Below are 8,512 nucleotides of genomic sequence, written 5' to 3' on the forward strand. Positions count from 1 at the left end.
GCTCCTGCCCGTTGTCTACCAGTTTCGCCATGGCCCATAGCAGGTTGGTGATTTCCTGTGGTTTAAAGTGAGCTTTCTGTATGTTCACGTGGGGCAACAGCGCGACCACGGTCTCTTTGAATTCTGGTGTCTGCTCCTTCCTGTTGTCTACCAGTTTCGCCATGGCCCACAGCAGGTTGGCGATACCCTGAGCATTAAAGTGGAATTTCAGTGCGTTAACGGGGGGAAACAGCGCGGCCACAGCCTCTTTGAGCTCTGGTGTCCGCTCCTGTCCGTTGTCCACCAGTTTCGCCATGGCCCACAGCAGGTTGGCGATATGCTGAGGAATAAATTGGTCTTTCTGTGCGTTCACGTGGGGTAACAGCGCAGCCAAGGCCTCTTTGAGTCCTGATGTCCACTCTTGACCATTGCTGACCAGTTTCGCCATGGCCCACAGCAGGTTGGCGATTCCCTGAGCATCAATATCCCTGGCTTCAGGTTTTTGATGGCACTTGAATACTATTGCATCAAGTAGCGTTGACAATAAGGTAGCCTGGGTAAGCTTTATACGCCCATCCATGGGTTTATGAATTGTAAAAACACCCGCTGAAGTCAATGAATGAAGTGTTGTTGACAGGCTTCGCCAACTCCAACCCCGTGTTGCTGTAAAATTTTGCAGCAAGCGTAACAGCTGCCCTTGTTCCGCTTGATTTAACGGTCTTTTAGCAGCTGACGTGTATATTTTAATTGAGCTGGCATATTGACTGTGACTTTTCCCATCATAGTGATGGCCAAAACGATTCGATTTACTCACCAGACCATCTATTACTTCCTGTTTAATGAGGGCATTAAAATCCTGGGCAGAGTTTATTGAACGGTACTGTAGATATTGAGAAGAGCGTGTGCCTGAAGAACGGTAAAATTCATTCCGCCACGGGGTAGCGCGGGGGGGATTATCCCATTGTTTGACTGTGGCATTTCTATATCGCCCATGCCTTGAAGAAGCAGCATGGTCATTCGGCTGGTTGTAAGCTTTATCGGATCTTGCGCATTTATCACTGATACCAGCAGAGCTTCTATCCATAATTACATTTCATCAATTCATGAAAATATAAAAAACAGACTGCTGTTCTGTTCAGAAGTTCATTTTGCTGAAATAGCCATAGACGTAACCGTGATCTGAGGGCTGCCATCTTTTATCGGCGGTCACGTATGCCCCATCTGTCCAACCTCTTTTAAGTGATCCAGAACCATGCCACTTTGGCGGGGTGTCTACTCTGGTCTTTATGTGATCAATATATCGTTTTATTGAATCCTGGTTACAAAGCTGGTTAACCGGGATTTCAATGACCTCAAATCCTGCTTTTTGCAGCAGTGCGATTTTCAGCAGAGTCGAACCATTCCTGGTGTTGAAATCACCACTTAGGTAATGAGAAGGTCCCTGAACTTCAATAACCATCTTGTGATCTGGCAGTAGCAGGTCAACCGGCGGTAATGAGTTCAGACTCTTTTCTTCTTCAATCTTCAAAGAGGGAATACATGATTGCAGTTGATTGCGGAAGTCGGATTGAGGTTTTGAAATGATGGTCTCGTAGTGGGGGATGACAGGATACGCTCTGCCAAGCCAACTTGCCGCAATGGCAATGATGCGTTGATCCTCTTCATTGTCTGGGAATGTATTTTTCAGGCGATTAAACAGGTCATCCATGTGTTTTTCAAGCACATTATTATTGGCATTGGAGTCTAGAGATAACCTGGCACAGCAGACCATTACTCCCCAGATAGACATCAATATCGCTTGCTGAGAGAGCTGAGGGTTTTTACTGATTCGCCGGACAAGCGATTCAAACGTGGAGGTAACCACATTCAGCTCAACGAGCTCACCCAGTTTTGCCGTGGCCCACAACAGGTTGGCGATATGCTGAGGAGTAAATTGGTCTTTCTGTGCGTTCACTTGGTGCAACAGCGCGGTCACGGCGTCGTTGAGCCCTGGTGTCCGCTCCTGGCCGTTGTCCACCAGTTTCGCCATGGCCCACAGCAGATTGGCGATTTCCTGTGGTTTAAAGTTAGCTGTCTGTACGTTCACGTTAGGTAACAACGCGGCAACAGCCTCTTTGAGCCCTGATGTCCGCTCGTGTCCGTTGTCCAAGAGTTTCGCCATGGCCCATAGCAGGATGGCGATATTCTGAGTAATAAATTGGTCTTTCTGTGCGTTTACTTGGGGTAACAGTATGGCCACGGCCTCGTTGAGCTCGGGTGTCTGCTCCTGGCCGTTGTCCACCAGTTTCGCCATGGCCCAAAGCAGGCTGGCGATTTCCTGTGATTTAAAGTTAGCTTTCTGTACGTTCACAAGGATCAATAACGCAGCCACAGCCTCTTTGAGTTCTGGTGTCTGCTCCAGCCCGTTATCTACCTGTTTCGCCATGGCCCACAGCAGGTTGGCGATTTCCTGTGGATTAAAGTTAGCTTTCTGTGCGTTCACTTGGGGCAACAGCGCGGCTACGGCCTCGCTGAGCCTTGGTATCCACTCCTGGCCGTTGTCCACCAGTTTCGTCATGGCCCACAGCAGGTTGGCGATACCCTGAGCATTAAATTGGTCCCTCTGTGCATTCATGTGGGGTAACAGCGCGGCCACGGCCTCGTTGAACTCTGGTGTCTGCTTCTGTCCGTTGTCTACCAGTTTCGCCATGGCCCACAGCAGGTTGGCGATTTCCTGGGGGTTAAAGTTAGCTGTTTGTACGTTCACCCGAGGCAACAGTGCGGACACGGCCTTTTTGAACTCTGGTGTCCGCTCCTGTCCGTTGTCTACCAGTTTCGCCATGGCCCATAGCAGATTGGCGACTTCCTGTGGTTTAAAGTGAGCTTTCTGTGTGTTCACTTGGGGCAACAGCGCAGCCAGGGCTTCATTGAGCCCTGATGTCCACTCTTGCCCATTGCTCACCAGTTTTGCCATGGCCCACAGCAGGTTGGCGATTCCCTGAGCATTAAATCGGTCCTTCTGTGCGTTCACGTGGGGCAACAGCGCGGCCACGGCCTTGTTGAGCCCCGGTGTTCGGTACTGCCCGTTGTCAACCAGTTTGGCAATGGCCCACAGCAGGTTGGCGGTTTCCTGGGGTTTAAAGTTAGTTGTTTGTACGTTCACTTGGGGCAACAGCGCGGCCACGGCCTCTTTGAGCTCTGGTGTCCGCTTCTGTCTGTTGTCCACCAGTTTCGCCATGGCCCACAGCAGGTTGGCGATTCCCTGGGCATCAATATCCGATGCTTCAGGCTTTTGGTTGCACTTGAAGATTGTTGCAGCAAGTAGTGTTGACAATAAGGCAGCTTGAGTATGCCTAACAAACTCATACATGGGTCTATGAGGGGTAAAAACACCTGCTGAAGTCAATGAATGAAGTGTTGTTGACAGGCTTCGCCAACTCCAGCTCCGTGTTGCGGTAAAATTTTGCAACAAACGTAACAGCTGCCCTTGTTCTGCTTGATTTAATGGCCTTTTGGCAGCTGACGTGTATTTTTTAATTGAGCTGGCATATTGACTGTGATTTCTCCCGTCATAGGAATGACCGAAACGATTCGATTTACTCACCAGACCAGCCATTATTTCTTGTTTGATGAGTGCATTAAAATCCTGGGTAGGGTTTACTGAACGGTACTGTAGGTATTGAAAAGAGCATCTGCCAGAAGAGCGGTAAAATTCATTACGCCCCGAGGTAGAACGACGGGGATTATCCCACTGCCTGACTGTACAATGTCTGTATCGCCCATGCCTTGAAGAAGCGGTATGGTCATTCGGCTGGTTGTAATCTTTGTTGGATCTTGCGTATTTACCACTGATACCAGCAGAGTTTCTATCCATAATTACATTTCATTAATTCATGACAATAATAAGAAGCAGACTATTGTGCGGTTCAGAAGTTCATTTTGCTGGAATGTGAACACGGTTCTGGAGTCATAATGAAAGGGAATAGGTTATTACCTTCTTGTTCTCTTCCTTTTTCTATTTTTTGGTTTGCGTGTTTGCTTTTCTAAATGTTCTTCTGCTGTTAAGTAAGGGTGATCTGAGGATTGCCATCCTTTATTAGCAGTAACGTTTGCCTCTTCTGTCCACCCGATGTTATGCGATGCTGCGCCATGACCCTGTGCCGGGGTGTCTACGCTGGTCTTTATTTGATCAATGCATCTATTCATTAAACCTTTGTTCCAAAACTCGTTCACCGGGATTTCAATGACCTCAAATCCTGATTTTCTCAGCAGTGCGATTTTTAGCAGAGTTGAACCATTCCTGGTTTTGAAATCACCACTCACGTAATGAGATGGTCCCTGAACTTCAATAATAATGTTGTGATCTGGCAGTAGCAGATCAACCGGAGGTAATGAGTGCAGACTCTTTTCTTCTTCAATCTTCAAAGAGGGAATGCGTGATTGGAGTTGATTGCGGAAGATGGTCTGACGTTTTGAAGTGGTTGTCTGGTAATGGGGGGGGACTGGGCATGTTTTTCCAAGCCAGCATGCGGCCATGGCAAGGATGGATTGATCCTCTTCATTGTCCGGGGATATATTTTCCAGGCGAGTAAACAGGTCATCTATGTGCTTCTCAAGCACATTATTGATATTGGAGTCAAGATACAGCCTGGCACAACATACCATGACTCCCCAGAGGGACACCAATATCGCTTGCTGAGAGAACTGAAGGTTGTTACTGATTTGGTAGACAAGCGATTCGAACGCAGAGGTAGCCATGTTCAGCTCAACGAACTCACCGAGTTTCGCCATGGCCCACAACAGATTGGCGATATGCTGAGGAATAAATTGGTTTTTTTGTACGATCACGTGGGGCAACAGCACGGCCACGGCCTCTTTGAGTTCTGGTGTCTTTGTATGCCCGTTGTCCGACAGTTTCGCCATGGCCCACAGCAGGTTGGCGATATGTTGAGGAATAAACTGGTTTTTTTGTGCGATCACGCGGGGCAACAGTGCGGCCAGGGTCTCTTTGAGCCTTGGTGTCTCCTCCTGCCCGTTGTCCACCAGTTTCGCCATGGCCCACAGCAGGTTGACAATTTCCTGTGGCTTAAAGTTAGCTTTCTGTGCGTTCACGCGGGGCAACAGTGCGGCCAGGGTCTCTTTGAGATCTGGTGTTCGCTCCTGGCTGTTGTCCACCAGTTTCGCCATGGCCCACAGCAGGCTGGCGATTTCCTGAGGTTTAAGGTGAGCTTTTTGTGAGATCACGTGGGGCAACAGCGCGCTCACGGCCTCGTTGTGCTCTGTTGTCCGCTCCTGGCCGTTTTCTACCAGTTTCGCCATGGCCCACAGCAGGATGGCGATTTCCTGTGGTTTAAGGTGAGCTTTCTGTGCGATTACGTGGGGCAACAGCACAGCCACAGATTCTTTGAGTCCTGGTGTCCACTCTTGCCCGTTGTCCACCAGTTTCGCCATGGCCCACAGCAGGTTGGCGATACCCTGGGCATTAAATTGTTCTTTCTGTGCGATCACGTGGGGCAACAGCGCAACCATGGCCTCGTTGAGTTCTGGTGTCAGCTCCTGCCCGTTGTCCACCAGTTTTGCCATGGCCCACAGCAGGTTGGCGATTTCCTGTGGTTTAAAGTTAGCTTTCCGTGCGTTTACGTGCGGTAACAACGCAGCAACAGCCCCTTTAAACTCTGGTGTCAGCTCCTGACCGTTGTCCACCAGTTTCGCTATGGACCCCAGCAGGTTGGCGATTTCCTGTGGGTTAAAGTCAGCTTTCTGTGCGTTGACATGGGGTAACAGCGCGACCACGGTCTCTTTGAGCCCTGGTATCTGCTTCTGCCCTTTGTTCGCCAGTTTCGCCATAGCCCACAGCAGGTTGGCGATTTCCTGTGGTTTAAAGTGAGTTTTCTGTGCGTTTACGTGGGACAACAGCGCAACCACGGCCTGTTTGAGCTTTGGCGTCTGCTCCTGCCCGTTGCCCACCAGTTTCGCCATGGCCCACAGCAGGTTGGCGATACCCTGGGCATTAAATTGATCTTTCTGTGCGTTCACGATGGGCAATAGCGCGGCCATGGCCTTCTTGAGACCTGGTATCTGCTCCTGCTGGTTGTCCAACAGTTTCGCCATGGCCCACAGCAGATTGGCGATAGCCTGGGCATTGAACTGGTCTTTCTGTACGTTTATGCGGGGCAACAGCGCAGCCACGGTCTCGTTGAACTCTGGTGTCCGCTCCTGCTCATTGTCCACCAGTTTCGCCATGGCCCACATAAGGTTGGTGATTTCCTGTGGTTTAAAGTCAGCTTTCTTTGCGTTTACCCGGAACAGCAGCGCAGCCACGGCCGCGTTGAACTCTGGTGTCCGCTCCTGCCCGTTGTCCACCAGTTTTGCTATGGCCCAGAGCAGGTTGGCGATAGCCTGGGCATTAAATTGGTCTTTCTGTATGTTCACGTGGGGCAATAGCGCAGCCACAGCTTCTTTGAGCTCTGGTGTCCACTCTTGCCCGTTGTTCACCAGTTTCGCCAGGGCCCACAACAGGTTGGCGATCCCCTGGGCATTAAATTGGTTCTTATGTACGTTTACTTGGGGCAGTAGCGCGGACACGGCCTCGTTGAACTCTGGTGTCCGCTCCTGCCCGTTGTCCACCAGTTTCGCCATGGCCCACAGCAGGTTAGCGATATGCTGAGGAATGAATTGCTCTTTCTGTGCGTTCACATGGGGTAATAGCGCGGCTACAGCCTCTTTGAGCCCTGGTATCGGCTCCTGCCCGTTGTCCACCAGTTTTGCCATGGCCCACAGCAGGTTGCCGATTCCCTGGGCATCAATATCCGATGCTTCAGGCTTTTGGTTGCACTTGAAGATTGTTGCAGCAAGTAGTGTTGACAATAAGGCAGCTTGAGTAAGCTTAACACGCACATCCATGGGTTTATGAGGGGTAAAAACACCTGCTGAAGTAAATGAATAAAGTGTTGTCGTCAGGCTACGCCAATTCCAGCTCCGTGCTATGGTAAAATTTTCCAGAAAACGTATCAGCTGGTTTTGTTCAGCCCGATTTAAAGGTCTTTTAGAAGCTAACGTGTATCTTTTAATTGAACTGGCATATTGCCCGTGATTTCTCCCATCATAGCGATGACTGAAACGTTCCGATTTACTCACCAGATCATCCATTATTTCCTGTTTAATAAGGGCATTGAAATCTTGAGCAGAGTTGACTGAACGGTGCATTAGATATTGAGAAGGGCGTGCGTCAGAAGAGTGGTAAAATTCATTGCGCCCCGGGGTATTACGTGAGAAATTATCCCGTCGTCTGACTGTACCCTGTCTATATTGCCCACACCTTGAAGAAGCGGCATGATCATCCAGTCGGCTGCCATCATTGCCTGATCTCACGTATTGACCACTGATACCCGCAGTGCTTCTATCCATAATTATATTTCATTAATTCATGAGAATATAAAAGGCAGACTGCTGCGCTGTTCAGAAGTTCATTTTGCTGAAATTTCTACAGACTCAATTCCTTCGGCGGTTGAGTAACAGTGATCTGAGAGTTGCCATTTTTTATCGGCAGAAGGGCCGATCTGCCACCCCGCTTTGTAGTGGAACAGAGCCATGACCTGGTGGGGGGATGTTCACCCTGATCTTTATTTGATCAATAAATAGTTTCGTTAATTCCCGGTTCCTGAGCATGTTAACCGGGATTTCAATGACTTCAAATCCTGATTTTTTCAACAGTGCGATTTTCAGCAGAGTTGAACCATTCCTGGTTTTGAAATCACCGCTCACATAATGCGACGGTCCCTGAATTTCAATTGCAATGTTGTGATCTGGCAGTAGCAGGTCAACCGGCGGTAATGAGTTCAGACGCTTTTCTTCTTCAATTTTCAAAGAGGGAATGCATGATTGGAGTTGGTCACGAAAGACGGTTTGAGGTGTTGAACTGCTTGTCTTGTAATGGAGGGCGACCGGCCCCCCCCTTCCCAGCCAATTTGCGGCCATTGCCATGATGGATTGACTCTCTTCATCATTCGGGTTGGTATTTTTCAGGTGAGTAAACAGGCTGTCCATGTGTTTTTCAAGCACAATACCTTTATTGGTATTGGAGTCCAGTGACAACCGGGCACAGCATACCATGACTCCCCAGAGAGACATTGATATATCTTTTTGATCAAGCTGAGTGCTTTCACTGATTCTGTAGACAAGCGATTCAAACGTGGCCGTCATCACGTTCAGCTTAACGAACTCACCCAGTTTAGCCATGGCCCACAGCAGGTTGGCGACACCCTGTGGTGTAAAGTTAGCTTTCTGTGCGATCACGCGGGGCAACAGTGCGGCCACGGCCTCTTTGAGTTCTGGTGTCTGCTCCTGCCCGCTGTCCAACAGTTTCGCCATGCCCCACAGCAAATTAGCGATACCCTGGGCAAGAAATTGGTCTTTCTGTGCGTTCACGAGGGGCAACAGCGCGGCCACGGCATCGTTAAATTCTGATGTTTGCTCCTGCCCGTTGTCCACCAGTTTGGCCATGGCCCACAGCAGGTTGGCGATTTCCTGAGGTATAAAGTCAGCTTTCTGTGCA

Annotated in this window: 4 protein-coding genes; all 4 read right to left on the minus strand. The window is 49.5% G+C overall.

The genetic code is table 11. The features are described 5' to 3' along the window. A partial coding sequence (locus CX664_RS02620) for a DUF1601 domain-containing protein (RefSeq protein ID WP_145999776.1) occupies positions 1 to 1,063 on the minus strand: 1,063 nt, incomplete at its 3' end. A 51-nt stretch (positions 1,064 to 1,114) separates the two neighbouring features. Beyond that, positions 1,115 to 3,832 (minus strand): RAP domain-containing protein, encoded by a 2,718-nt coding sequence (locus tag CX664_RS02625; protein ID WP_101745225.1) that lies wholly within the window; start codon positions 3,830 to 3,832, stop codon positions 1,115 to 1,117. Between the two features lie 116 nt (positions 3,833 to 3,948). After that, entirely contained in the window at positions 3,949 to 7,365 is a 3,417-nt protein-coding gene (locus tag CX664_RS02630; RefSeq protein ID WP_101745226.1) for an RAP domain-containing protein, read from the minus strand. A gap of 132 nt (positions 7,366 to 7,497) precedes the next feature. After that, positions 7,498 to 8,512, minus strand: a 1,015-nt coding sequence (locus CX664_RS02635) for an RAP domain-containing protein (RefSeq protein WP_145999777.1), incomplete at its 5' end; no start/stop codon positions are given.

It is taken from the genome of Endozoicomonas acroporae, from assembly GCF_002864045.1.
In the GTDB taxonomy this organism is placed as follows: Bacteria; Pseudomonadota; Gammaproteobacteria; order Pseudomonadales; family Endozoicomonadaceae; genus Endozoicomonas; species Endozoicomonas acroporae.